The following is a 21,850-nucleotide window of genomic DNA, read 5'->3' as shown; positions in this document are numbered from 1 at the left end:
CTTGTGGTTTCAGTCGGAGACCCGTTCGACTACACCACACCAAACCGTCCTGGCTTCTCACCCCCTCCCGGGGAGGCGTTTTTAGACGACCAAGACCCATAGCGGACGTTGGATGTTTGGCCACATCTTCTGTTTAGACGGCCCTGAGAGCGGTCGCAAACTGCGGTTGGATCCGTTATGTTGTCCTCACTCTAAGCGAGGAAACCGTTCTGCATGAACGAGAGCATCCACGGCGAATGGGCCGCTTCTGACCTGCAAGATCGGGTGTCCGAACTCCAAGATCGGGTGGCCGAACTCATTGAGCAACAGACGGCCATCTCGGAAGTGCTGCGCGCCATTGCGAGTTCGCCGCACGACTTGCAGCCTATCTTCGACGCCCTTCTCGACAACGCCACACGCCTTTGTCGTGCTGACATAGGCGGTTTGCGTCTCTTCGAAGTAGGCGGCCTTCGTCGCGTGGCGGTGCGAGGCGACCCCCTTTGGGTTAGTCAGGCGGTGTCATCAATCCCCGTGCTCGTAGATGAGGGGGGCTTTCCAAGTCGATTAGCCACAAGCAGGTTACCCACCCACATTCCCGACTTGACAGCACTTGAACGCGCGCGTCGGGCTGATTACTGGACCGCGCTGGAGAACATAGGTGTTCGGACGGCCCTAACTGTGCCGTTGGTCAAAGACGATGAAATAGTTGGGATAATTGCTCTCCTCCGCAAACAGTTGGAACCGTTCACCGACAAACAGATGTCCTTATGTAGAGACTTCGCCGCGCAAGCCACCATTGCCTTGGAGAGCACCCGTCGCGAGCGGCAATATCGCGAGATGCAGACGGCGCTGGCGCACGCGAATCGCGTCGCCACAATCGGGCAGCTCACAGCCTCTCTCGCGCATGAACTCAACCAGCCGCTCACTGCTGTGGCGGGAGGTGGGAGCGCCGCCTTGCGGTGGCTCGCGAGGCAGACGCCAAGCATCGACGAAGCAAGAAGCTGTGTCGAGCGCATGATCAACGACGCCAACCGGGCCACCCGCATCATTGCTGGCTTGCGTGATCTCACGAAGCAGAACGCGCCGCGAGTGGAGGTCGTGGATCTCAACGAGGCCATCGCTGACGTAATAGCCCTGACCTACAGTGAAGCTATCAAAAGCGGTGTCACGATAAGCACACGACCCGCGCCGGAGCTGCCGCCTGTCCAAGGCGATCGGGTCCAACTGCAACAAGTGATGCTGAATTTGATGGTTAATGCCATTCAGGCTATGAGTAGTGTTGAGGAAGGCGCGCGCGAATTACAGATCCGTATCGAGACCGTCCCTTCCGAAGGTGGCGTTCGCATCGGGGTGCGGGACACGGGTCCGGGGCTGCCCCCCGAGAGCCTCCCGTGTCTGTTTGAGCCATTCTACACGACCAAGCCCGATGGCATGGGCATGGGGCTCTCGATTTGCCGCTCGATCATCGAAGCCCACGGCGGACGGCTGTGGGCGATCCCGTGCGAACCGCAGGGGGCTCTCTTTCAGTTTACGATCCCCGCTGACCGAACCGACCATCCGTGATCAGAGTCTTATTGGCCCATAGCGGACCTTGGTAACTGGTCCTGCAATGTCTGCGAATGACCCTGGCCGTGTGCAAACGCCGCTGCTTTGCTATGATTCCCTCGTGATTCTGCGGGGGAAGCTGATGAGGCGCTTCGTTAAGCAGGCGGATCGTGGGCACGGACGCTATTGCCGGAATGCCTCGATGATTTCATTGACGGGAGCAACCCTGTTCGCGTGATCGACGTGTTTGTCGATGCGCTCGATTTGGCTGCGATGAGCTTGGAGGGAGTGGAGCCGGCGGCGACTGGTCGGCCATCGTACCATCCCTCAGTTCTCCTCAAGCTTTACATTTACGGCTATCTGAACCGGGTGCAGTCGAGCCGACTGCTAGAACGCGAGGCCGGACGCAATGTCGAAGTGATGTGGCTGCTGGGTCGGCTCGCACCGGATCACAAGACGATCAATAGCCTGGCGCTTCGCAAGGTATGTGCTCGCTTTGTCGAACTCTGCCGCGAGATGGGCCTCCTCGCGACGGCGAGTGTGCCATCGATGGCAGCAAGTTCAAAGCCGTGAACAACCGCGACAAGAACTTCACGCGGGCGAAGGTGGAACGGCGGCGTGCCCAACTGGAGGAGAGCGTCTCGCGGCTTCCGTTGTTGGCCCATAGCCGAACAAAGTTGAGCCCGTTGCGATGTCGGCTATCGGTGGCAGACTGGACGCCGGGGCACGCCTGCCCTAACCGCTGCTTGTGACCCCGAGCGGACATCCAAGCTCGTATACAAGGTCACGCTCGCTGGCCTACACTTGCAGAATAAAATGGCCCCGTTTGGGCTCGGAGCAATCGCACATGAAGCGGCGGGAATTTATTGCGGGCCTTGGCGCAGCAGCTACGTTGCCCCGCGCCTCCCACGCGCAGCAGCCGGCAGGACGGGTCTATCGGACAGGTTACCTATCGCTAGCTTCCCGTGAGCAAACACTCCATTACGTCGCTGCGTTCGAAGATGGCCTGCGAAGGCTGGGTTACCGCGTTGGATCGAACGTCACCATCGCGTACCGCTTTGCCAACGGCGAAATGGTTAAGCTGCCTGCGCTTGCGGCGGAGCTGGTTCGGCTCGGCGTGGACATCATCGTCGCCGGGTCCAATCCAGCCACGATAGCGAGCAAGACGGCGACCGCGACGATCCCGATCGTGATGGTCAGTATTGTCGATCCCGTCGGTACCGGGATGGTCGCCAGTCTGGCACGTCCCGGGGGTAATGTGACTGGACTCGCTGTCGATGCGGGCGGCGAGATATTGGGCAAGCGGTTTGAGCTGCTGAAGGAAATGCTGCCGGACCTCTCGCGCTTGGGCGTCATGTGGAATCCGGACGTTTCGGTTAATCGAGGCCGGCAGGCGGCGATGACGGAGACCGCCCGGACGCTCGGGCTGACGACAATTCCGGTCGAAGTGCGTGGGGCGGACACGCTTGAGCAGGCGTTCGCGACAATGACGAGCGCGCGCGCGCAGGCGTTCGTCCTGCAGGGAGACGCCGTGCTGCATGAGTATCGAGGCCAGATTGCGGAAATGGCCTTAAGGAATCGGCTGCTATCCGCCGCTGTCGCGAGACAGTTGGCCGAGGCGGGTTTCCTTCTGAGCTACGGGGCAGATCTTACGGATCTATATCGTCGCGCCGCGGATTTCGTTGACAGGATTTTCAGGGGCGCGAAGCCTGCCGACCTGCCGGCCGAACAGCCGACCAAGTTCGAACTGGTGATCAATCTGAAGACCGCCAAGGCCCTCGGCCTCTACGTGCCACCGACACTGCTTGCCCGCGCCGACGAGGTGATCGAGTGACGATGTCACTTGCCTCGGTGCATGAGTCCGGTTGTGGCCCTTAGCGACGGAAATCCATGTCCGCTTGCATGTCGGCACTCAAGGCAGGAGCGGACTCGTTTTCCTCAGTGCGAGTTTTTCGGATTTTGACCCCTAGGAGACAACCTCCGCGAAATCTGATAAGTTTCAAAAAGGAAAGAAGTTCACTTCGAATTTTCAGTGAGGCCGCAATGCCTATTAGCAAAGCCCTTTCCTATCCTGTTTTTGCTGTGATTGTTTTGGCGTTTACCACCGCCATGGCCGATGAAGTCAAGCGGATATCGGTCAACGGCTACGAGCTTGCCTACGTCGAGCAGGGTCAGGGCGAGCCGGTTATCTTCGTTCACGGTGGGCTGCAAGATTATCGTATGTGGAACGAGCAGCTTCCAAAATTTGCGCTGCGCAATCGCGCCATCGCGTACAGTCGTCGGAATAACTATCCGAATGAAGTGAGTCCGGAAGGAACGCCGGATGGCGCAGCGGATGTGCACGGCGAAGATCTCGCTGCCTTGGCGCGCGCTTTCGGTTTCTCAAAAATTAGGGTCGTGGCGCACTCGTCGGGCGCGCACGCGGCGCTCTTCTTCGCCGCCAAACATCCGGATATGGTCGTTAGTCTGGCACTGAATGAGCCGCCTGCACTGGGTATGCTAAACGGCCTCCCAAATAGCGCGGACATTTTAAAAGAATTCGCTGGCTTAGCGCCCGCTAGAGAAGCTCTCAAGGCCGGCGATGTGCAGCGCGGCATTCCTCTGTTCGTAAATGTCGTCGGCGGTCCGGGAGCCTATGAGCGCCGTTCGGATGATGACAAGAAGATGAATTTGGACAACGTAGCGTCATATCAGGCGGATGCGACCTCGAAACGGCCGCGACCAGTTTTCAGTTGCGACATGGCTAAAGTGATCACGGCCCCCACGCTCCTGTCGAACGCCGAACATAGCCCGCGTTTGTTTCATCGCGTCGTAGATCAGTTGGAAGCTTGCTTGCCAAACCGCGAGAGAGTTGAAATTCCCGCGAGCTCACATACCGTTACAGTAGATAATCCCAACGCCTACGATCAAGCTGTCCTCGCGTTCCTGATAAAGCACTAGCGACATGCTTGCTTGAGGGAGATATGTCGGCTGTTGGCCGATATTGTTGCAAAAGTCTTTTTGGGGTGGCGAACGAAAATTCTTAGGGATGCTGACGCGTCTTACGCGCGACGATGTGAGGGACCGTATGGCTTCATCCAGAGTCGACCCCGAACCTTCGTAGTGGCGTTCAAAGGCAATGCAGCTGCGCAGAGGTCCAGAAATCGACTTCGGCGAGATTTCTAGGGTTGTTCAATTTTCGACTTTTGCAACAGTAGCTAATCGACGTTTTCAACAATTCTCTGACATTCGCTCAAAATCGCGAAAACCCTTTCCCCAGCGACATTTCCGACTTATTCTGTGCTCAGGCGTTCGCACGCATTTTCGCCAGTGCGGGGCTAGTATGTAGCCCCAGCGTAGCCCCAGAACCCGGAGCAAAGACCCCAGATGGCCGACAAGAGACTGCTGACCGACCGCTACCTTCGCGCACTTCCCCCTGCACCGCGCGGCAAGCGCGACGAGGTCTGGGACAGCCGCGTCACAGGTTTCGGCGTGCGCGTCAGCGACGCCAAGGATGCCGACCCGGCGCGGCGCGGCAAGGCGGGAAAGATCACCTTCATCCTGCGCGGCCGATTTCAATCAGGAGCCTCACCGACCCGGCGTCCCATCGGCACCTACGGCGCGATCACGCTGGAGGACGCTCGGCGTACCGCAGGCGAATGGCGCAGCCTGATCGCCAAGGGCATCGATCCCGCCATCGTTGAGGCCGAGGCCCGCGAGAAGGCCGACCGTGAGCGGGCGCAGCGGATCAAGCATTCCTTCGGCAGCGCCGCCGAGGCATTCATCACCGACAAGCTGAAGCATGAGCGCAGTGGCGCGATTGCCGAGCGCGACTTCCGCGTCAACTTCGTCGCCCTTTGGCGAGAGCGACCCATCAGCGAGATCAGCAAGTTCGATGTCTTGGAGGTCATCAACTCCAAGAAGCGCAGCGGCGCACCGCAGATGGCCCGCGCGCTGCTGGTCCTGATCAGGCGGTTCTTCAACTGGGCGCTCGACCAGCACACCTTCGGGCTTGATCGCTCGCCGTGCGACCGGCTGAAGCCGAATAGCATCATCGGCCCGGTGCCGAAGCGCAACCGACGCCTCAGCGACATCGAGCTATTCGCATTCTGGCGTGCGACGGAGCGGATGAAATATCCGGTCGGTTCGGTCTATCGCATGCTGGCGCTCACCGGGCTGCGGCTCAACGAGGCTGCGCAGTTATCGTGGCCGGAAGTCCAGGGCGAGGTCATCATCATCCCGCCCGAGCGGATGAAGGCCAAGGACGGCAAGGCGGTCGAGCATCTGGTGCCGTTGTCGTCGGCGGTGCTTGAGATCATCGCCTCGCTGCCGCGCATCAGAGGCGGCAAGTTCCTGTTCTCGCTCAGTGCGGGCAAGCGACCGCTGGCGATGACCGGCCCGATCAAGGCCGACCTCGACAAGCGCATGTTGAGGACGCTCAAGGCGATGGCCCGGCGTCGCGGCGAGGATCATGAGCACGTCACGCTGCCGGATTGGGTCAACCACGATTTGCGAAGGACGATCCGCAGCGGGATGTCGAGCCTGCGCGTCCCGCACAATGTGGCCGAAGCCGTCCTCGCGCACCGTCAGGGCGGCATCGTCGGCACCTATGACGTTCACGAATATCAGGACGAGAAGCGCGAGGCGCTGGAAGCGTGGGCGCAGCGGATCGCGTCCATCGTCAACCCGGAGCCTGCCGCGCCCGCCAAGGTCGTCAAGCTGCCGAGGCGGCGGCGATGATCGAATTCGAACTCTTCGCCTACACAAATCAGCAGTGGGATCGGATCAAGGTCGCCGTTGATGCACTTGGCCTCGATGCCGATAAGATCGAGCGGCGACCGCTTGCCGCTTCCGGGCTCACCGCGATGCAGTCGCTGCGAGAGCGCATCGAGATCGCGGCGAGCGTGTATCTTCTCCAGAGTGCCAACACCCGTCAAAGGCCGCGCCGTGCGGAGCTTATCGCCGTTCGCGAGAACGCCGAAAACCTGAGCGCCCGCATCTTTGATGCGCTGGCCGTACAGGTCGGCAGCAAACACGACGACACCGTGCGCTTGGTGCTGCGACAGAGCGTCGATGGCGACATGGAGACCGCAACTCGCGACTACTTCGCCAAGCTGTTGCAGAACCTCGACCGCGAGATCGAGAAGGCTAATCAGCGTGGCGACAACGCACGCAAGGCCGACCGCGATGATTACTGGAACGAACTGCTGGCGATCTGGTGTGAGCTCGGCGGCAAGGCGAGCGGCAAGGCGGCAGCGAGTTTCCTCGGAGCTGCGTCGAAGCCGGTAATGGGCAGCGCGGTGCCGGACATCACGTCGGTCATGAGATGGCTCGAACGTCGCCAGAGCAAGGCCGTCGCCAACAAGATTGTCACCAAGAAGGGTCCGCGTCCGGCTACCCGGTAATGCCGGGTTGGCCCGTGACTACGACAAACAAGCCCCGTTTCTTGGCTTTGAAAGTCTAATGCGTGACCGAGAATATCTGCATATAGAAGAGGTCGCCCGAAAGATGGAGCGGCCCGATGACAGATCATCCCACCGACAAAACCCCGAAGCCCGAACCCGAACTTGAACTCTGGGACTGCGAGACCGTCCTGCGGTTCTTCGGCGGCAGCAAGCCCATTCATATCAGCACACTCTATCGCGGCATCCATAGCGATCTCTATCCGAAGCCGGTGAATGTGTCCGCGAACGTGGTTCGCTGGCTTGGCCATGAGTGCCGGGCCGCGCAGCAGCGCATGCTCAGCGAGCGCGACAAACCAAAGAAGCTGCAAGGGGCAGCGCGCCGGGGCCGACCGCGCCGCGTACCGGCTGAAGCCGACGCGACATAGAAAGGCCGAGCTGCTGCGGTGACAGCACGCCCGGCCTGATAGGTGCACGCGAATGGCTCCTATATCATCGGCGCGCTATCTGCCGCAAGAGCCCGGCCCCCAACCCAAGGGGACCGAGTGATGACATCCAAACCCGACACCATCCAAGTCGACCCGATCCTTGCCGAACATGCTGCTGTGATCCGCACGCTCGGCAAGCGGGTGATCGGTGACGTGATCGAGATCGGGCGACTCCTTACCGAAGTGAAGCAGATTGTAGGTCACGGCAACTGGCTGCCGTGGCTTGAGCGCGAGTTCGCGTGGACGGATGAGACGGCACGCCGGTTCATGAACGTCCATGAACTTGCGGGCAAATCCCACAGCCTGTTGAATTTGGAACTGCCGGTCAGCGCGATCTACGCCCTCGCCGCACCATCGACGCCGGAAGCGGCGCGGGTCGAGATCATCGAGCGCGCCGCGAACGGCGAGAAGCTGACGACGGCGCAGATCACCCAGACCATCGACACCGCCAAGCGCAAGCCTGCGCCCGCTGTTGCCGCTGCGGCGAACCACGTCGCCATGCGCGACAACACCGACACTCCACCGACATCGAGCCCAGGGCTGACCGTGACGCTCAAGGAAGATTGGAGTGAAGGTCTTATTAAGTTCGGTAGTTATCTCGGCGTGCCGGTGGCCGAGTATGTCGATTTCCTCTTGGTGCTCGGGCTGAGGTCGTTCAACCGAAAATTCCAAAGCGGTTTGACCAGCACGATTGAGTGGTGGCTCATCGAGATGCATTCCAAATACCCGGACACATTCAACTATGGCTCGTGGGAGGGAAGCTGCGGCCACTTGGCAATCGACAAACTCTATGCGGCGCGTGGCATTCCTTTGGGGAAATTTCAGGAATGGGAGGCGGAGCAGGCTGCCGCCAAAGCCGCCAAAACGACGGGTCGCCGCAGGCGGGGTAAGTCATGATTTTCACCCCGCCAAAGAAGCCGCCACGTCCGGTCGCGACCTTTTGGTGGCGTGACGGACAGCAGTTCTGTGGGCAGCGCGACGACATGCCGAATGTTCGCGGCGTCCCCGGATGCGGTGACCGGGTCGCCGCTTACGAAGCGGTGATGGCCCAGGCGCTGGGGGATGCGCCGTGACGCGCGGGAAACCAAATCGGCGCGATCTCTCCCTCCCGGTCGAGCTGTGGGGCACGATCATGGGCGCGGTCGATAAGCTGACTTGGCTGGAACGCGTGGACGAGTGCATCGCGGCAGGCATGGTCCCGCATGCGTTCGCTCACGTCGCGATCAGGCTCGCCACCCAGATGACGAACCGTCGCACCGGACTTGCATGGCCGAGCCCCGAAACACTCGGTGCCGCCATCGGCATGTCCGCGTCGAACGTCAGGCGAGGATTTGAAGCTGCGGTGGAGGTTAGACTGATCGAGATTGTTCAGCCAGGGCGACGCGGACGCGGCAGCCATACCACGATCTACCGGCTCACCATGCCGAGGGCCAAAATCGAGAAGCAGTTGGCGCAAATCGCCGCCGGTGGTGATTTAAACGATGCCGGGCGATCTCCTCAAATCTCCACTGGTGGTGATTTAGATGAGGTGCGCAAATCGCCAAAAACACCCGCCGTAAATCGCCAAAAACACCCTCCGCAAATCGCCACCGGTGGCGATGACCTACCAGTAAGAGATAACTACCAGAGGAATATAGAACACGGCGAAGCCGCCGTGTGCTCTGCCGATGCCGATAGAGAGAGCGCATCAACTGCCAGCGCGACAATCTCCAACGCGCCACCGATCAAGCGCGCTCTCGCGCTGATCGATGATCCTTTTGGCGATCATCAACCACCACATTCACGCGACGATCTAAATACGGGTACTCCCGCGAACGCGAGCGGCGCGGACGCGGAGCCCGGCTTCGCCGACGTGTTGCGCGAGTATCCGGCCGACTGCATTGGCGACGAAGCCAAAGCCTATTGGATATTTGACGACGATCTGGCTGGGTGGTCGCCGTCCGACGTCGTGAAGGCCGTCGCTGAATTTGTTCGCGAGCGCGGCGCGGATGATTTTCCACCGCTCGCCGATGCGTTGATGATCATCGCGCGCAGACAGGTCGTGCAGGAGCGCACGCAATGACGAACCACGGAGAGGAGCGAGAGCATGAGCACGGATGAGGACTGTTCGATATCGGGATGCTCGAAGACCACAAACGTTTGTGGGAGCTATATGACGAGATCGTCATGCTGCTGGCGGCCGATCTCGGCCTCGACATCGGCGAACTGACGAGACCGATCATCGAGGCAGGCGGAGGATGGACGTTTCTGCTCCATGACCTCATCGCCAAGGCGTCGCCAATCACAAATTCCCGAGCTCTAGCTTTGCTCAAGGAATACGACGCGATTGAAGCGCCATATTGGACACTTGTTCGCGCGCATGACGGAAGCCCAACGCCATGAACACGCGGATCGCCGCGCTGACCGCATCGAACGTCAGGGATCCGCACCGTGAACCTTGGGAACCAACCAAATGGAACGAGGCATGCGTATTGAGATTGCCGAGATCGAGAGCGACGGCGCGGTGATCATCGAAGTGGCAGAGACCGACGAGCGCCATGGTCGTTTTGTCACCACGCTCGACGGTGTCGTGATCCTGCCGTCATCGCATCAACCACTGCTCGATGCTGCAAGGGTTCTGCTGAAGCGCGGCTACCGTCCCGAGCAGCGCCTCGTGATGCGGCATCGCGGTTCGACCGTCGCGGCTATGAGTGGCCAGATCGGTGAGCTGGCGAAGTGGACGCTCAGTGAGACGCAAACGGCAGGACCGCGCTTCGCGCCGTACCGACCGTTCGAGAAGGCCGTTTGCCGGTACGCGGGTCGCCCGCCCATGCGTTGGATGAGGTCGAAGGCTCAGGGATAGCGGCAACTGTCCCAGCGCCGTTATGAGGCGGCCACCATGATCAACCGAAACCGACACGCTCGCAGACGAGACCTCGCCCGTTTCCGTCGCGCTTCTAGCGCATCGCTGCTGACCTATCTGGTTGAACCGGGCGATAACCGATTGAGCCAAGCACCGCTGCTGAAGGTCGCCGCACACGGTTGGCTCGCCTCGCTCTCGACGCGGGTCAGAAGCTGCATCGTTTGTTCGGCATGGCTGGTGAACCGCGACCATGTCGGCGCGATGCTGCTCGCGATGCCCGGCATCGCGAAGCCGACGAGCGCGAGCACTTGCGGAATTTGCTGTCAGTGCTGGGACGCCGATCTGCCCGATGCTGCGCTGGATCGCGCTTGTGCGACCGCGCTCAATGAGGCGGTGCCGGGTGGCTGGTTCGAGGAAGGGCGGCGATGAAGCTGGATCGCGAACTTTTGCAAGCGCTCGATGGTCGCGGACATCGCCGCGCGGAGACGATGTTGCGGCTGGATGAGCGCGGGCGTTTTCTGCGAGCGGCTGCGGATCGCTACTGCATTGGGCTGTCAGGTCGTGCAGCGGCCGCATGGCTGCACACCAAGATCGTTCGCTACAGAGCCGGGTCTTGGCGTCGGGATAGAACCGAGGCGACCTGTCCCGCCCGACACCGAGGCACGATCAACGAATTTTGCTGGATGGTGCTCAAGGCTGCCGACAACATCATTTCTGAGCGTTCCATTCGCCGCGCTCTTGCAGATCGGCTTGACGGGCGGCGTGAGCGGGGCTTTGCATGAGCGAAAGGCGGGCTACCGGCCAAGGAGCAAAACCGAGTAGCCCGCCCCACTTGCCCGCCGATGATCGGCGGACACGACGGCGGGGCTCCTCCGCAGGCAGCGTGAGCCTCGCCGACCTCCCAGCATTCCGCCCGTGCTCGACGCGGACGTGACGCCAGAACCTCTTGGCTGAGTGCCGGGCTGGCGTAGGAACAACCCGGCACCCGACATTCCCCCGCGACAAGGCCGAGACCCGAAGGTTCAAATAAGCGCCCCGGTCTCGCCGTTGGGAAATCCTCATGATCGCGCCGCCAGCTCGACGGACAGAACAGCGGCCACATCCGCATCGCTGGGGTGCTCGACGGCATCTCCGGACGATTGCATGGCCCAAATGAGTGCGGCCTGAATTCTCTCTGTCGCGAGCTTATCGGCTGCGATCTCGATCACCTTCGCGTCGCGGTCGCTCGCCGAAAGAGCGGTACTGTCGTCGGCTGAGGCGTCGAGAAGGTCATTGACGGCTTTCAACAACTGAGGGCGCAGCAACCACGCGACCAGAGCTATGACATCAGGTAGCTCGCCCGTGGCATCGCCTACCAACCTGTCCCCGGTCTTGCCCACAATCGCAGCGCCCAGCGGCAGGCGCATCGTCGTCATCGGCCAACCGAGCCTGCCGTCAGGATACTCAATCAGGCCTTCGACCAAGGGCATGCCACGGTCTGCCAACGCCGTGATCTCGGCGTGCGCCTTGGCCTTGGCGTCCTTCGATGGCACCGGGGCCGACATGACGCGGTGGCGGTCGGCGTCGAGTTCTCGAAGGCGAAATTGAATGCGCGTCAGCGCGGCGAGCCGGGTTTCGTTCTTCTTCAGGATGTCGCTGACCTCGACCGGCGCGACCTCGACCAGCTTCGTGCCAGCTCTGCCTTGCCGCAGCCAATCTTCCGCCCGGCGCACCAGCATGCCGACGTTCTGAAGAGCAGCGCCGCGCGATTGCTCCAACGCGCCCAACCGCTGCATCTCGCCTTGCAGCCGCTCGATGACGCGCTTGATGTCGGCGACCTGGGGATCGGCGGGCTCATTCGCGGTTCCCTCGCTCAAGCCGAACCCTCCCGCCATTCTGGCGAGAGTGAGGTGCTTCAATCGACCCTGCGCCTTCTGCAAGTCGGTCCTCGTCTCGCGAACCTGATCGCTGATCGGGAGGTAGACAGACCTCGCATCCTGCGATCTTTGACGAAGCGCCCGCAGTCTCTCCTTCGAGGCTTCACCGGGCAGCGCATCGATTGCATCGCCGATGGCAAGCACCGAGAGGCCCAGCGCCGGGCCGCCGCTCAGTTGATCGAAGCCTGCGTCTGCGGGAACGCGCTCGAACATCTTAGGGTTTGCCATTTGCCGCCTCGCTCGATGTGGAGGAGGCAGGCTGCCAGAGCGCTTGGGCCATCAAAAGCCCCCGGTCGAAGGCCCGCGCCCACAAGGGCGATGTGGGCGCGCCTTCAGCAGTCGCGTCGCTCGCCGTCGCCCGCGCCGCCTGCTCGGCGATCAGCGCCCGTGCCCACGCGCTCTACGAGGTGCACCATCCACGCCTCGCGATCCCATCGCGCCCGGATGTGCCCGCGTTCGATCAGCGCACGCATCCCGCGCTTGGCCGTGCCGTCTGACAGCGCGCCGCCGCTACGAGCCGCAATGTCGTCGGGCGTCAGCCCGGCTTCGCTGGAGCCGCCGATGGCCCGGGCAATGCCGCAGGCGGCGAGATGGCCGGTCGGATGCAAGCGCGCGGTCGTTGCGCACCCGATGCAGCCACGCCGCCGTTGACTGATCCGACGCGCGCTCGACCATTGTCCCCTGCTTGCTTCTCTTGCCGAGACAATATCGTCGCTCATGATCGCGACGATAACCAGCGACACGCAGCAGTGACGCAATGCAGGCAATGCCTAGTGCCACTCCTCCTCGCGCTCGCGCCCGCCTCGCTGGAGCGTGAGAACGGCCCGCGCGGTCTGGCAAGGTCTGCGAAGGGCCTCGGACGCGATTAGCTGAGGGGGGCAGCCGGGCGTGGCTCAACAAATTCGACACCGCAGGTATTGCCGTTGCGCCACACCACGTGGCAGCGCTTGGTCGTGTTGAAACCATCCAGCGACAGATTAAACTCAAAGGCGGCAATATGAAACGTGGCGGCTTGCAGCTTCGCACCCCGGTCGTTGATATTTTCTACCTTGCATGGGTGAACGCCCCGAACACCGTCAACTTGAAGCAACGCGAGACGATTAATTTCAGAGCGAATTGAGGCTCTACGCTCGATCATCGGATCACTCCCCAAAAAAAATTAGACAATAAAATCCGGCGACTATTTAGGTGCAGAGTACCGCATCGCGAGTTCATTAAAAGTCAGACGAATTGTCTTTTTAAAATTGTATGCAACTGAAACCCGCGCGCCGTCCCTACGTGTCAAATTCGTGCCGCTTTCGACGGCTTACACGGCTCGATGAAGCCACGCGCCGCTTTCATGCTGCCGCCGCGCGATCCTCTTTGTCGGCCCCGCGCATCACGATCCTCAGAGCATCGTCCGGCAGTGGCCGTTGCAGCGCCTTGGCCTCATCTCACGGTGCTCGCCTCCAAACGTCGCGCTCTTTGTCTGCCGCAATGTCCCATTCGGGTGATGACGCGCGTTACGGCATGACGGACCTGATCTTGAGTGGCGACAGTGTCACGATTTCCTGCGGACCATCTGGATGTCCGGTCCAATATCGTTGAGCGCGGGCACTTGTCTCCGACAAAAATAGGCTGCCTTCCGCAAAGTCGACCATCGCCAGTGGCGCAATATGGGTGGGCTGGTCAGGTTCGAGCAGTTCGACCTCGTAAATGATCTGGAAGCCATGCGGGTCAATCTTCGCACGGTAAAACTGCATGTCGGCGAGAGCTGGACAGCAAAAGGCGGCTCGAAGCCGACTTGGCCGGTCAGGGAAAGTTTCAAGCCTGACCATTTCGAACAGCAGTTCGCGAGCCACAGTGTTCAGGTTGCCGAAAGTCTGGCGGACCGCAGAGGGTGTCTCGTATCTTTCGATGATGCGTCCCCAATTTCCGGGCCGAATGATACTGCCGGGCTCAAGGCTGAGAGAAGCAAGGTAATAATAGGGTTCGATGTTCATCGCTCGCTCGGGCACCACGTTGACGGCGGATCGCTCGCCGGAACCTTCGTCGGCCGCAGCGCGACAGGCAAGCAAGCCGCTACCGATTGCGGTGGATAACCTGGCGATGGCGAAGCCTTCGGCTCATCAGCATGGCCCGCGCAAAGGCAGCGCCGCGTCAACGATGGCAGGGAAGCGGTCGGCCCAGTCACGGCCGCCCTTCGTGAAGCAGCGTACGCGCGCACCGTCTCGGCGCACCATCAGCCGGTAGCCGTCATGCTTGATCTCGTGGACCCAATCCGGTCCGGTCGGTGGCCGTGTGACCTTCGACGGCAGGCACGGTGCGATGAAGCCGCGCCGCCCGATCATTGCCGGACGATCATGCGAATAGGTCCGCACCGGCCTGCGTGAACTTCACATAAGTTCCGCTCTCGTGGTACCACAGCCAGCCGCGCTCGATGCAGAGCGCGAGGCCCGCGCCGTACTCCGCTGCGCTGCCGCCGTGGGTGAACAGGAACGGGCCGTTGATCCTCTCGATGTAGATGCGCCCGTCCTGCACGGCTTCGGTCTCGTTTGCGATTTCGAGCAGCTTGCGGGCGGCCTTCTCCGGGTCCGCGAAGGGCCTGTCGGTTGCGAGCTTCATGCGGTTGCCGCCTTTTCCTCTTTGTCAGTACCGCGCGCCACGATCATCAGGGCATCATCCGGCGATGGCCGCTGAGATCGATCTTCATCTTGAACCCAAGCAACCGGCATTGTTAAGATTTGAACCAGTTAATTGACCTCAATGAAAGTCGAAAATCTTAAGGTTGGCTGGCATTATCAACCTAAGGCAGAGGGAAGAGAATGAAGACTTTGGTTAAGCGCTTTATCGCAGATGACAGTGGTGCCACCGCAATTGAATACGGACTTATCGCGGCGGGTATTGCGCTCGCGATCATCACCGTCGTTAATAGCCTCGGCACGACGATGAACGACAAGTTTGGCTCGATCAGCAGTTCGCTGAAGTAAGGCCAGCGAAAGATGACCAGCGAAAAAGGGCTGCCTCCGGGCGGCCCTTTTTGTGGCGGCGCTGACGGCGGATCGTTCGCGGAAACCTTCGTCGGTCGCAGAGTGGCAGGCGAGGCAAGCCGCTACAGCTTGCGGTGGACAACTTGGCGGGCACAACGGGAACGAAAACGGCGGTCCGAGAAGAGCCGACAGCAGTCAACCAGCCTGCTTCGTGAGCGGCAGCGCAATGCGAAATGTTGCACCGCGTCCGGCTTCGTTCTGTGCCGTTAGCTGCCCGCCGTGAGCCTCGACAATGGTCCGCGCTATCGATAACCCCATGCCCATGCCTTCACCCTTTGTCGTAAAAAACGGCTCGAACACTTTGTCGAGCGTGTCGGCGGGAATGCCGGGACCAACATCCGATACCGCCAAGTGAGCAGAATTGCCGTCACGCGCGGTCGAGACTGCGATCCTGCGTTCGCTGGGCGGAATGGCCGCCATCGCATCCATGGCGTTGACGATCAAATTCACGATGACCTGCTGAAGCTGAATATCGTCGCCTTTGATAGGAAGTCGCGTCGGCGCAACGGAACTGGTCAGAGCAACTTTTCGCGCAACCGCCAAAGCCGAGAGAAACCGCAAGGCGTCTTCGGCAACGTCGTTGAGATCAATATCCTTGAGTTCAAGTGGTGTTCTTTTCAGCGCGGCTCGCAATCGACCGATAACTTCGCTCGCGCGCACGTCGTCGCGACGAATGTCAGCGAGAATTTCATCGATTTCCCGCAGATCGGGCACGGGAGACTTGACCATCAGTTGCGCCGTCTCGACGTTGGTCAAGATAGCGCCGAGCGGCTGGTTGAGTTCATGCGCAATCGTTGCGGTCAGTTCACCGGCCATGGATACGCGGTTGATGTGAGCCAATTCCGCGGAGCGTTGTCTCGCCTGAACTTCGGCATGGACGCGCCGCCGACGCTCGAACAACAAGCCCGCAATCAGCGCGCCCTGGGCCAAGATTATCCCCGCAACGAGCGCGATTTGCGAACGGTATTGTTGCCACATCCCGGGTTCGCGAAAGTAGATCTCGCTTCCTGGCGGAAGATGAGCTTCGCTGATGCCCCAGCGCTGAAGTTCTCGCCAATCATACCTCGGTTTTGCGAAGGTGCTTGGTTCGTCTATTATACTGCCCGCCTTCTCGCCGCCGAGAATACGCATGGCTACAGCGCCAGCTCGTCTGGCCAGTTCAAGTGGTGAATGCATCGGGCCGCCGATAATTTCGCGCCCAAAGAAGGCCTGATCAGTGGTGAAGATTGGTGCATTGGCAGCGGCATATAATCGCGTGATCGCTTGATCCCCTTCGTGCGCTACGCCAGCTCCATCCACGATCATCTGAAACCAGAAGATTGCGGAGTGCGGCGGCAAGTCCGCGATCTGCTTCAATATCTCCTCAAACGAAAGTTTGTCGTACCACCTGATTTCAATGCGATGCTCCAGAGGCGCTAATTCTCTACGCATCTCTTTTTGCCAAAAAAGTTCATTGGGCGAATTGCCGTTCACCATTGCAACAATTCGCGTCTCTGGCGCGATGCGCAGGAAGCTCTCAAAAAGGAACCGAAAGTCGTGCTTCACCGCGACGACTACATCGTTTTCTGTCAGGGTCGAAAATTGAACGCGGCGCTGTTCAACCGCAGTGATCAACATCGGAGTGTTGGGGAATAATTGGTCTCGATAGCGCTGAATGAACAGGGCGGCTGGCGCACCTATCACCACGATCAGATCAGGCAGGTTTACGCTGTACAATGCACGAAGATATTCAACAAACGCGAGTTCAGCCTTTGGGTCGTCAGAGCGAGCAGATACCAGTGAATGCTCTTGGACATCAAGGACCCAAGGCGACTGCCGATCCAGCTCTGCGCGAATGGCCTTCGCATACTCGTTCCAAGGCCTGAACTCGCGCCCGAACGAATGAAGGACCACGATGTGCTTGTGGCCCTCACCGAACGACGGACCGGACGAGAGAAGTACAGCCGTAACGCAGAAGAAGAGCACGGCGAACCAAGGTGCAAATGAAAACCTGTTTCTCAATGCCGCCAAGGTTATGCATACCCCACCGGAGCAACCGAAAATTGCCCATCCGCCTAATCCGAGCGTTTTACGTCATGCGCGCGGGTCGCGCAAACTTAGACGGCGCGGCTGCTAAGAACTCGGTCTGAGCACAATTGGTCCGCTACGCTGGAGCGGACCTCACACGCGGTTCGTGGCAGGGCAGCACGATCAACTCCAGCAGCAGCGCCAGCGCCAACATGAGAGCCACCAGCGCGATGAAGACCAGCGCCTGAGCATTCAACATCCGCCACATCGCGAACCTGTGTGTTCCCGACGTGCATTCGGGAAAACTATGCAACTCCGTTTTTATCCGGGTCAAATATGCTGATACGACACCGTATCGCTTACCCGGCACCCTTTGCGCGCCCCAAAGTAACTTGAAGACCCGTGACAGTCTCCGACGCCAACGGGCAACGATAGCAGCGACGGCACAAGGAGCCGCGAAGCGCGGGGTTTCTGAGCGGCGCACGGCGAACAGCGGTGCAGCACGCCAAGCTCACAAGAGCATGCTTGCAAGCGCGATCAGCCCGATTGAAGTCAATAACCAGACCAATAAATGAGACAACCAAGGCGGCCAGTGACGTAGCGTCATCGTGTGCCCCTTTCTTGCGTTTCACGCACGCAATCGGGACAGACAAAGCCGCACGGGGCCGTTGAGTTATGTCAAGTAAATGTCCTGTCCCATGGGACAATGGTCCATTGTAGGTTCGATCCGCATGATCGGCACGCCGTTGACATTGAACTCACACAACGGTGGACCCGCCCTTGGCTATTTCCTGGCCCCCAGCCCAGCCGAGGGCGGGACCCCATCGGCTTGCCGTTTAGCCTCAGTCTCGCAGGCGCAGGGAGCGCCGTGGACATACTTAGCTTGGCTGATCGAAGCTTGCGAGCCGTGCTCGATTTAGGATCTTGATGTGGCGTTGAGTTTTGTCAACGAAATCAAGGATGCCCTCTTTGTGCAGTTGTGACACTGCACGAGACACAGTCTCAATTGTCACGCCAAGGTAATCCGCGATATCACGACGGGTCATCGGCAGCGACAACACTCCGGCGGCTGACAGCCTCTGGTCCATCTCAATCAGGAACGCGGCAACCTTCTCCATCGAATATTTGCGTCCGAGCAGCAGCAAGTGGCTTTCCGCATGCTGCAAGTTGGTCGTAGTCACACTGAGTAGGTTGTGGAAGACGAGAGGGTCTGCCTCGGCCACGGCCTCAAGGCCTCGTCGTCTGATCAGGCAAACCGCGGTATCGACAACGGCTTCAGCGCTGAAACGAAAAGCATCACCGTTCTCAAGTCCGAAAATATCGCCAGGTAAATGAAACGCGCCGATCTGTCGGCGGCCATCCGAAAGAACCTTGTAACGTCGCACTGTTCCCGTTCTTACTTGGTAGACGTCCTCGGCAGGCTCGTTTTCACCATAGATTTTGTTTCCTTTGTTGTAAGTGAACTCCCTTATGCCGAGCGCGTCTCGACGATCCGCCCAATGTGTGGCGATGCGCACAAGCATGGTTCGATCTCCTTGATACGTCGAGCTCAGCGGAGTGTATGGGATGCTTGCCTCGCCACATCATTGTACCAATGGACACTCAGTGGGGAGAGGTTCCTGGTCCCTCGCGGGGGGCTCGCTTCATGATTGGCACGCCGTTGATCAACGGATCGATCCGGTGGATACCCGCCCTTGGCCTTCGAGCCCCCAAGCCCGGCCGAGGGCGGGCCCGCACCGGCTTTGCCGTGCAGGGCGAAGGCGTGTCGCGCCGATCACAACCCGCGTGCTGTATTCTGAAAGACAGCTTCACGGGGTTTGGAAGAACCAGATAGCCAGCAATACTGCCGCTAACACCGCTGACATGCCTGCAAGTACTCGCCGTGCGTAAGACGAGCCCGTTAAAGCAAACATCATGACAACCAAGGCAGCGATTGCCCCCGTCAAAATAACCCCCACAACCAACCTCCTGATGCTGAAGTTGCGTCGAGCAATAACTTAGACACGGGATTACGTGGTCCGATGCTTGATCCAGATCAATCGCCCGCCGCTCCTCCGTTCCGACGCCCGACTGCGCCCTTCGCTTTAAGAGTAGATGCCCAGTGTCCCGCATGCTGTCCCCGACGATCAGGGGCGCGTCGTCAGCGGGCGAGCTGCCCCGTCGTGCATCGAGACATCGAGACGGCTCGGGCGCATCAGCGCGCGTCCCTGCGATGCGGGGTGAGATCAGCGCACAAGGGCGCGCGAGGGCTCGCTGGGAGCGTCGTACAGCCGCCCGAGACGGGTGGAATACGGGACAGCGCGCGGGTCGGGACAGCGCAATAGGGGCTTCCCTGAGAGGGTTATCGACCGGGCCGCGTCGAAAGTAGCCCCAGCCGTAGCCCAAAACGCGATTTCGGCAGTCCACGATCATTCAAAAATCACGTTAAGTACTTTATTTTACACGGTAATTCGCGATACTCCGTAAAACCATTCAACTTCTGCAACAATATCGGCCCAATCACAGACCTCAGCGGTGGCTCTGACCACGTTCCTCGCTGGCCCTTCTCATTCCAGGTCGTGCAGGTCCTTGCCGAGCGGCGGGGTTATGCGAAACTCCGAAAAAACCACCCGCAGCCCTGCCCGTTCCGGCGTGCAGCCCATTGGTCCAACAAGGTAGGAGGAGTTCTTAGCAAACGGCGCAAGCCGCATCAGAGGCCAGAGCTTGCCATCGTCCGATGCCTGTAAACGAATAACGCCTTGTGCAACCGTTACCCGCAACCGGAAGTCTCGTGCGTCATGTTCGTAAGGTGCAGTCGCCCAGTCCGATAGCCCATCGGTCAATACGCTCGAAATCATCGCGCGCCCATCCGCAAATTCGATCCCTGCTTTGAGCCATCGCTCCGCGTCTATGCGCACCATGATGCCGGCTTGATCGTAGAGCGCTTGGAAGTCACCTTGGACGCGCACTTCGGCGGTGAATGCTTCCGGTGCCTGAAAGCCGAGAAAATGTCCGTTGTCGCGGACAAAGCCGTAATGAGTTTCGCGCCAGAAGTCCGTGGCATTGTCCGTGACCATTTCGAGGCTGTTGCCGTTCTCGGTCCAGTGTTTCGGCTCATTCAGCCAAATACCGTCCGTTCTGCCAAGCATCATCATAGCCTCAAGCGAATATGTTCTGGTCGAGATGAAGTCGTTTGGCAACCATACCGAAACGGCTGCGTTCCGCCTATCAAGAGGCGATGGTAGCAGCCTAACCCGTTTAATGTCAGCTAAGGGGTCAACAACCGGCATTCCGCCGCCGTCTGACCTTGGTCTGCTCACAGTCCTAAGGCCGACATCGCGGCGTTTGAGGTGGTAGACAGCTAAGGGCCATATTCGGAAGTAGGCTGCTTACTCGATGACCTGATCGGCTCGACCGAGAAGCGCCGGAGATATGGTCAGACCAATCGACTTCGCAGTCTTCAGATTGATCACCAACTCGAACGTCGTTGGTTGTTCGATTGGAATTTCGCTGGGTTTTGCCCCGGCCGTGATCTTTTGGACGTAACCAGCCAATCGGCGAAAGAACTTTTTTGAGTTGGGTCCGTAGGTCAACAGTCCGCCACTTTCCGCAAATTCACCCCACCCGGAAATCACCGGTATTTTCCGATCCCTCGCGAATTCTGCATGTCGTGTGCGCTCCAACATAATGAGATTGTCAGGGACGGCAACGATGCCTTCCGTCTTGCTATCGCTCATCGCGCGAAAGGAAGAATCGAACTCGGCGGGTGTTCGCACCTGAAGATATTGCAGAGACATTCCCAATGCCGTCGCGACGCGCTGGGACTCAGCAACCTCTAAATGTTCGCCAGGGTGAATGGGATTTGTAAGAAGCGTGATCCGTGATGCGCTTGGAAGTATTTCCCTCATTAGGTCAAGCCGTTTGCCATTCAGCTCAACGGCCATATAAGACAATCCCGTGAGGTTTTCCTTACCGTGTGCCAGAGTATCGACAAAGCCTGCCGCCACTGGATCGCCACTAAAGGCAAAGATGATCGGCGTCGATTTGACCTTTTTTCGAACGACCCGGATTGCTGGACCGGGCGAGACGATAACCGTGACGTTTTCGCGCAACAGATCTTCGATAAGGCCTGGCAGCGCCTCGGGCACGCCCAGGGCTGAACGCGCCAGCAAATGAATGGTGCTGCCTTCGACATAGCCAACGTCACTGAGGCCCGCTCGAAAGCTGTCATAGTATGAAAAGATGTCGGCAAGGCCTCCGGTGGGCGAGCCAAGAATAATCCAGCCGATGCGCGGGATTTTCCCGGCCGGCAGGGCAAGTGCGCACAATGGCCAACCAGCGACTGTACCGCTAAGAATCGTGATGAACTCGCGTCGTCGCATGGCGTCTCCGGAGTTCGTCCTAAGCAATGCGTCCAAGCTAGCACGTCCTGAACGTCGGCCTTGGCTCTTTTCCGGCTTTAGGGGACCGCTTCGGGTCAAAGGGCGAAGTCGCAAGCTGTCTGAGCCACTTCAGATTTGCCCCCGAGACCGGACATTCCAAAGCGAGCCCGGCATGCCTCGGAAGGGCCAGAATCGGACCTGGCAATGGGAAATTGAGTGTTAGGAGGAAGCGAAAGTGCGCCTATACCTGCACGCTGGAAGCGAGCGTTCTGATCTCGCCCGCACCCGTCACATATCTAGAC

General features: G+C 59.7%; 25 protein-coding genes and 1 pseudogene. 15 read left to right on the top strand and 11 right to left on the bottom strand.

The window, feature by feature from the left end; all coding sequences use genetic code 11:
* The first annotated feature begins 213 nt into the window (after window positions 1-213).
* The 14 genes and pseudogenes from ACPPVR_RS17185 (at window position 214) to ACPPVR_RS17120 (ending at window position 11,017) form a co-directional block, all read left to right on the top strand.
* On the top strand, window positions 214-1,542 hold the full coding sequence (locus ACPPVR_RS17185) for a sensor histidine kinase (RefSeq protein WP_426615371.1): 1,329 nt from the start codon (window positions 214-216) through the stop codon (window positions 1,540-1,542).
* A gap of 124 nt (window positions 1,543-1,666) precedes the next feature.
* Window positions 1,667-2,171, top strand: a pseudogene (locus tag ACPPVR_RS17180) (transposase); the annotation flags it as partial.
* Window positions 2,172-2,371: 200 nt separating this feature from the next.
* Window positions 2,372-3,358, top strand: a complete 987-nt coding sequence (locus ACPPVR_RS17175; RefSeq protein WP_426615370.1) for an ABC transporter substrate-binding protein — start codon at window positions 2,372-2,374, stop codon at window positions 3,356-3,358.
* Window positions 3,359-3,567: 209 nt separating this feature from the next.
* Entirely contained in the window at window positions 3,568-4,464 is an 897-nt protein-coding gene (locus tag ACPPVR_RS17170) for an alpha/beta fold hydrolase (protein ID WP_426615369.1), read from the top strand.
* Window positions 4,465-4,890: 426 nt separating this feature from the next.
* The gene (locus ACPPVR_RS17165) at window positions 4,891-6,243 is read left to right on the top strand and encodes an integrase arm-type DNA-binding domain-containing protein (protein WP_426615368.1); all 1,353 of its coding nucleotides are present in this window, start codon (window positions 4,891-4,893) and stop codon (window positions 6,241-6,243) included.
* The gene (locus ACPPVR_RS17160; RefSeq protein ID WP_426615367.1) at window positions 6,240-6,908 is read left to right on the top strand and encodes a hypothetical protein; all 669 of its coding nucleotides are present in this window, start codon (window positions 6,240-6,242) and stop codon (window positions 6,906-6,908) included. The genes ACPPVR_RS17165 and ACPPVR_RS17160 overlap by 4 nt, the downstream gene beginning before the upstream one ends.
* A gap of 116 nt (window positions 6,909-7,024) precedes the next feature.
* The gene (locus ACPPVR_RS17155; protein ID WP_426615366.1) at window positions 7,025-7,333 is read left to right on the top strand and encodes a helix-turn-helix transcriptional regulator; all 309 of its coding nucleotides are present in this window, start codon (window positions 7,025-7,027) and stop codon (window positions 7,331-7,333) included.
* A 120-nt stretch (window positions 7,334-7,453) separates the two neighbouring features.
* Window positions 7,454-8,290, top strand: a complete 837-nt coding sequence (locus ACPPVR_RS17150; protein WP_426615365.1) for a DUF3102 domain-containing protein — start codon at window positions 7,454-7,456, stop codon at window positions 8,288-8,290.
* Complete coding sequence (locus tag ACPPVR_RS17145) at window positions 8,287-8,466, top strand: hypothetical protein (protein ID WP_426615364.1); 180 nt, start codon at window positions 8,287-8,289, stop codon at window positions 8,464-8,466. The genes ACPPVR_RS17150 and ACPPVR_RS17145 overlap by 4 nt, the downstream gene beginning before the upstream one ends.
* Window positions 8,463-9,455, top strand: a complete 993-nt coding sequence (locus ACPPVR_RS17140; protein WP_426615363.1) for a hypothetical protein — start codon at window positions 8,463-8,465, stop codon at window positions 9,453-9,455. The genes ACPPVR_RS17145 and ACPPVR_RS17140 overlap by 4 nt, the downstream gene beginning before the upstream one ends.
* A 56-nt stretch (window positions 9,456-9,511) precedes the next feature.
* Entirely contained in the window at window positions 9,512-9,775 is a 264-nt protein-coding gene (locus tag ACPPVR_RS17135) for a hypothetical protein (protein ID WP_426615362.1), read from the top strand.
* An 82-nt stretch (window positions 9,776-9,857) separates the two neighbouring features.
* On the top strand, window positions 9,858-10,235 hold the full coding sequence (locus ACPPVR_RS17130) for a hypothetical protein (RefSeq protein ID WP_426615361.1): 378 nt from the start codon (window positions 9,858-9,860) through the stop codon (window positions 10,233-10,235).
* 36 nt (window positions 10,236-10,271) lie between these two features.
* On the top strand, window positions 10,272-10,664 hold the full coding sequence (locus ACPPVR_RS17125; protein ID WP_426615360.1) for a hypothetical protein: 393 nt from the start codon (window positions 10,272-10,274) through the stop codon (window positions 10,662-10,664).
* Window positions 10,661-11,017, top strand: coding sequence for a hypothetical protein (locus ACPPVR_RS17120; protein ID WP_426615359.1), 357 nt, complete (start codon window positions 10,661-10,663; stop codon window positions 11,015-11,017). The genes ACPPVR_RS17125 and ACPPVR_RS17120 overlap by 4 nt, the downstream gene beginning before the upstream one ends.
* Before the next feature lie 276 nt (window positions 11,018-11,293).
* Here ACPPVR_RS17120 and ACPPVR_RS17115 read toward each other — a convergent pair whose 3' ends face one another.
* The 6 genes from ACPPVR_RS17115 to ACPPVR_RS17090 all read right to left on the bottom strand — a co-directional run bounded on the left by ACPPVR_RS17115 (window position 11,294) and on the right by ACPPVR_RS17090 (window position 14,755).
* Entirely contained in the window at window positions 11,294-12,379 is a 1,086-nt protein-coding gene (locus ACPPVR_RS17115) for a hypothetical protein (RefSeq protein ID WP_426615358.1), read from the bottom strand.
* 104 nt (window positions 12,380-12,483) lie between these two features.
* On the bottom strand, window positions 12,484-12,918 hold the full coding sequence (locus ACPPVR_RS17110) for a hypothetical protein (RefSeq protein ID WP_426615357.1): 435 nt from the start codon (window positions 12,916-12,918) through the stop codon (window positions 12,484-12,486).
* Window positions 12,919-13,016: 98 nt separating this feature from the next.
* Window positions 13,017-13,289 carry a PilZ domain-containing protein gene (locus ACPPVR_RS17105; RefSeq protein WP_426615356.1) on the bottom strand — a complete coding sequence of 91 codons (273 nt, stop codon included), beginning with the start codon at window positions 13,287-13,289 and terminating at the stop codon, window positions 13,017-13,019.
* Between the two features lie 364 nt (window positions 13,290-13,653).
* Window positions 13,654-14,133 (bottom strand): DUF2441 domain-containing protein, encoded by a 480-nt coding sequence (locus ACPPVR_RS17100; RefSeq protein WP_426615355.1) that lies wholly within the window; start codon window positions 14,131-14,133, stop codon window positions 13,654-13,656.
* A 126-nt stretch (window positions 14,134-14,259) separates the two neighbouring features.
* The gene (locus tag ACPPVR_RS17095; protein ID WP_426615354.1) at window positions 14,260-14,511 is read right to left on the bottom strand and encodes a hypothetical protein; all 252 of its coding nucleotides are present in this window, start codon (window positions 14,509-14,511) and stop codon (window positions 14,260-14,262) included.
* Entirely contained in the window at window positions 14,492-14,755 is a 264-nt protein-coding gene (locus ACPPVR_RS17090; RefSeq protein WP_426615353.1) for a hypothetical protein, read from the bottom strand. The genes ACPPVR_RS17095 and ACPPVR_RS17090 overlap by 20 nt, the downstream gene beginning before the upstream one ends.
* Before the next feature lie 200 nt (window positions 14,756-14,955).
* Here ACPPVR_RS17090 and ACPPVR_RS17085 point away from each other — a divergent pair, with 200 nt between their 5' ends.
* Window positions 14,956-15,120 carry a Flp family type IVb pilin gene (locus tag ACPPVR_RS17085; RefSeq protein WP_426615352.1) on the top strand — a complete coding sequence of 55 codons (165 nt, stop codon included), beginning with the start codon at window positions 14,956-14,958 and terminating at the stop codon, window positions 15,118-15,120.
* 195 nt (window positions 15,121-15,315) lie between these two features.
* Here ACPPVR_RS17085 and ACPPVR_RS17080 read toward each other — a convergent pair whose 3' ends face one another.
* The 5 genes from ACPPVR_RS17080 to ACPPVR_RS17060 form a co-directional block, all read right to left on the bottom strand.
* Window positions 15,316-17,190, bottom strand: coding sequence for a sensor histidine kinase (locus tag ACPPVR_RS17080; RefSeq protein WP_426615351.1), 1,875 nt, complete (start codon window positions 17,188-17,190; stop codon window positions 15,316-15,318).
* Between the two features lie 133 nt (window positions 17,191-17,323).
* Entirely contained in the window at window positions 17,324-17,446 is a 123-nt protein-coding gene (locus ACPPVR_RS17075; protein WP_426615350.1) for a hypothetical protein, read from the bottom strand.
* A 619-nt stretch (window positions 17,447-18,065) separates the two neighbouring features.
* Window positions 18,066-18,710 (bottom strand): helix-turn-helix domain-containing protein, encoded by a 645-nt coding sequence (locus ACPPVR_RS17070; RefSeq protein ID WP_426615349.1) that lies wholly within the window; start codon window positions 18,708-18,710, stop codon window positions 18,066-18,068.
* 1,023 nt (window positions 18,711-19,733) lie between these two features.
* Window positions 19,734-20,318, bottom strand: coding sequence for a DUF1349 domain-containing protein (locus tag ACPPVR_RS17065; protein ID WP_426615348.1), 585 nt, complete (start codon window positions 20,316-20,318; stop codon window positions 19,734-19,736).
* Between the two features lie 237 nt (window positions 20,319-20,555).
* Window positions 20,556-21,548, bottom strand: coding sequence for an ABC transporter substrate-binding protein (locus ACPPVR_RS17060; RefSeq protein WP_426615347.1), 993 nt, complete (start codon window positions 21,546-21,548; stop codon window positions 20,556-20,558).
* Between the last annotated feature and the right edge of the window lie 302 nt (window positions 21,549-21,850).

Source organism: Bradyrhizobium sp. McL0616 (assembly GCF_049993385.1).
Taxonomy (GTDB): domain Bacteria; phylum Pseudomonadota; class Alphaproteobacteria; order Rhizobiales; family Xanthobacteraceae; genus Bradyrhizobium.
The sequence above is the reverse complement of the archived record's forward strand: the minus strand, read 5'-3'. Positions and strand labels throughout refer to the sequence as shown.

What these genes read in the sequence shown, in the direction of transcription:
- ACPPVR_RS17185 (WP_426615371.1), top strand. Translation starts at nt 214, where the DNA reads ATGAACGAGAGCATCCACGGCGAATGGGCCGCTTCTGACCTGCAAGAT.
- ACPPVR_RS17175 (WP_426615370.1), top strand. Translation starts at nt 2,372, where the DNA reads ATGAAGCGGCGGGAATTTATTGCGGGCCTTGGCGCAGCAGCTACGTTG.
- ACPPVR_RS17170 (WP_426615369.1), top strand. Translation starts at nt 3,568, where the DNA reads ATGCCTATTAGCAAAGCCCTTTCCTATCCTGTTTTTGCTGTGATTGTT.
- ACPPVR_RS17165 (WP_426615368.1), top strand. Translation starts at nt 4,891, where the DNA reads ATGGCCGACAAGAGACTGCTGACCGACCGCTACCTTCGCGCACTTCCC.
- ACPPVR_RS17160 (WP_426615367.1), top strand. Translation starts at nt 6,240, where the DNA reads ATGATCGAATTCGAACTCTTCGCCTACACAAATCAGCAGTGGGATCGG.
- ACPPVR_RS17155 (WP_426615366.1), top strand. Translation starts at nt 7,025, where the DNA reads ATGACAGATCATCCCACCGACAAAACCCCGAAGCCCGAACCCGAACTT.
- ACPPVR_RS17150 (WP_426615365.1), top strand. Translation starts at nt 7,454, where the DNA reads ATGACATCCAAACCCGACACCATCCAAGTCGACCCGATCCTTGCCGAA.
- ACPPVR_RS17145 (WP_426615364.1), top strand. Translation starts at nt 8,287, where the DNA reads ATGATTTTCACCCCGCCAAAGAAGCCGCCACGTCCGGTCGCGACCTTT.
- ACPPVR_RS17135 (WP_426615362.1), top strand. Translation starts at nt 9,512, where the DNA reads ATGCTCGAAGACCACAAACGTTTGTGGGAGCTATATGACGAGATCGTC.
- ACPPVR_RS17130 (WP_426615361.1), top strand. Translation starts at nt 9,858, where the DNA reads ATGCGTATTGAGATTGCCGAGATCGAGAGCGACGGCGCGGTGATCATC.
- ACPPVR_RS17125 (WP_426615360.1), top strand. Translation starts at nt 10,272, where the DNA reads ATGATCAACCGAAACCGACACGCTCGCAGACGAGACCTCGCCCGTTTC.
- ACPPVR_RS17120 (WP_426615359.1), top strand. Translation starts at nt 10,661, where the DNA reads ATGAAGCTGGATCGCGAACTTTTGCAAGCGCTCGATGGTCGCGGACAT.
- ACPPVR_RS17115 (WP_426615358.1), bottom strand. Translation starts at nt 12,379, where the DNA reads ATGGCAAACCCTAAGATGTTCGAGCGCGTTCCCGCAGACGCAGGCTTC.
- ACPPVR_RS17105 (WP_426615356.1), bottom strand. Translation starts at nt 13,289, where the DNA reads ATGATCGAGCGTAGAGCCTCAATTCGCTCTGAAATTAATCGTCTCGCG.
- ACPPVR_RS17100 (WP_426615355.1), bottom strand. Translation starts at nt 14,133, where the DNA reads ATGAACATCGAACCCTATTATTACCTTGCTTCTCTCAGCCTTGAGCCC.
- ACPPVR_RS17090 (WP_426615353.1), bottom strand. Translation starts at nt 14,755, where the DNA reads ATGAAGCTCGCAACCGACAGGCCCTTCGCGGACCCGGAGAAGGCCGCC.
- ACPPVR_RS17085 (WP_426615352.1), top strand. Translation starts at nt 14,956, where the DNA reads ATGAAGACTTTGGTTAAGCGCTTTATCGCAGATGACAGTGGTGCCACC.
- ACPPVR_RS17075 (WP_426615350.1), bottom strand. Translation starts at nt 17,446, where the DNA reads ATGTTGAATGCTCAGGCGCTGGTCTTCATCGCGCTGGTGGCTCTCATG.
- ACPPVR_RS17070 (WP_426615349.1), bottom strand. Translation starts at nt 18,710, where the DNA reads ATGCTTGTGCGCATCGCCACACATTGGGCGGATCGTCGAGACGCGCTC.
- ACPPVR_RS17065 (WP_426615348.1), bottom strand. Translation starts at nt 20,318, where the DNA reads ATGATGCTTGGCAGAACGGACGGTATTTGGCTGAATGAGCCGAAACAC.
- ACPPVR_RS17060 (WP_426615347.1), bottom strand. Translation starts at nt 21,548, where the DNA reads ATGCGACGACGCGAGTTCATCACGATTCTTAGCGGTACAGTCGCTGGT.